Origin of the sequence: Amycolatopsis sp. NPDC058278, assembly GCF_042881395.1 — a bacterium.
Taxonomy (GTDB): domain Bacteria; phylum Actinomycetota; class Actinomycetes; order Mycobacteriales; family Pseudonocardiaceae; genus Amycolatopsis.
Genome location: NZ_JBHVXZ010000285.1, coordinates 1 through 1,140, shown reverse-complemented (window position 1 = coordinate 1,140; position 1,140 = coordinate 1). Strand labels below are relative to the sequence as shown.

1 protein-coding gene is annotated in these 1,140 nt (G+C 62.8%); it reads right to left on the bottom strand.

Going from position 1 to position 1,140, the window contains the following annotated elements; genetic code table 11:
- A complete protein-coding gene (locus tag ACFVYA_RS50000) occupies positions 1-1,092 on the bottom strand; it encodes an IS630 family transposase (protein WP_387055720.1) in 1,092 nt (363 codons plus the stop codon).
- Positions 1,093-1,140 lie beyond the last annotated feature (48 nt).

Sequence of the window (1,140 nt, the reverse complement as noted above, 5' to 3'; positions counted from 1 at the left end):
CTAGTGTCCTGCGCCTGAAATTCGTTGGCAATATCGTGCGAGCGAGTCGATGATCTCCTCAGCAGTCTTGCGCCACACGAACGGCCGGGGGTTGTCGTTCCAGTCCTTGATCCACTCGCGGATGTCCTTCTCCAGTGCGGCAACGCTTCTGTGGACGCCGCGGCGGATCAGCTGATCGGTGAGGAACGCGAACCACCGCTCAACCTGGTTGATCCAGCTGGATCCGGTCGGAGTGAAATGCATATGCACCCGGGGGTGTTTAGCCAGCCATGCCTTGATCGCCGGAGTTTTGTGGGTTCCGTAGTTGTCGCAGATCAGATGGATGTCCAGCCCCTCGGGCACGGTCTTGTCGATCGTGGTGAGAAACTTCTTGAACTCGGCAGCCCGGTGACGGCGGTGCAGTTCACTGATCACGGTGCCATCGGCGGTGTTGAACGCCGCGAACAGAGTGGTGATGCCGTGACGGACATAGTCGTGGCTGCGCCGCTCGGGCATGCCTGGCATCATCGGCAGCACCGGCTGGGACCGGTCCAGGGCTTGAACCTGGCTCTTCTCGTCGGTGCACAACACCACCGCCCGCTCCGGCGGGTGGTGATAGAGCCCGACCACATCGACGACCTTGTCCACAAACAACGGATCCGTGGACAGTTTGAAGGTATCGGCCAGGTGAGGCTTGAGCCCGAAGTCCTGCCAGATCCGTCCTATCGTCGAGCGCGACAATCCGGACCGTTCGGCCATCGACGCGCGCGACCAGTGCGTGGCGTTGCGGGGCGCCTGCTCCAGGGTTGCCACGATCACGTCCTCGACCTTCTCCAGGGTGATCGACGGTGGCCGGCCCGGCCGATCCTCGTCGACCAGCCCGTCCAACCGCTGCGCCACGAACCGGGAACGCCACTTACCCACCGTCATCCGATGGATCCCGAGCTGCTCCGCGACCTCGGTGTTGGAGAAGCCTTCCGCGCAGGCCAGCACGATCCGGCACCGCAACGCCAAAGCTTGTGCCGACTTCGCTCGCCGCTCCCACCGCAGCAACGTCGCACGCTCATCATCGCTGAGAACCAGCTCAACCTTGGACCGTCCACGACCCGCCATCACCGCATCCTACAAATAGATAGCGGACTTCAGGCGCAGGACACTAGC

Bases quoted from the DNA above. Each gene is read 5' to 3' on its own strand.
- ACFVYA_RS50000 (WP_387055720.1), bottom strand. From the start codon at position 1,092: ATGGCGGGTCGTGGACGGTCCAAGGTTGAGCTGGTTCTCAGCGATGAT.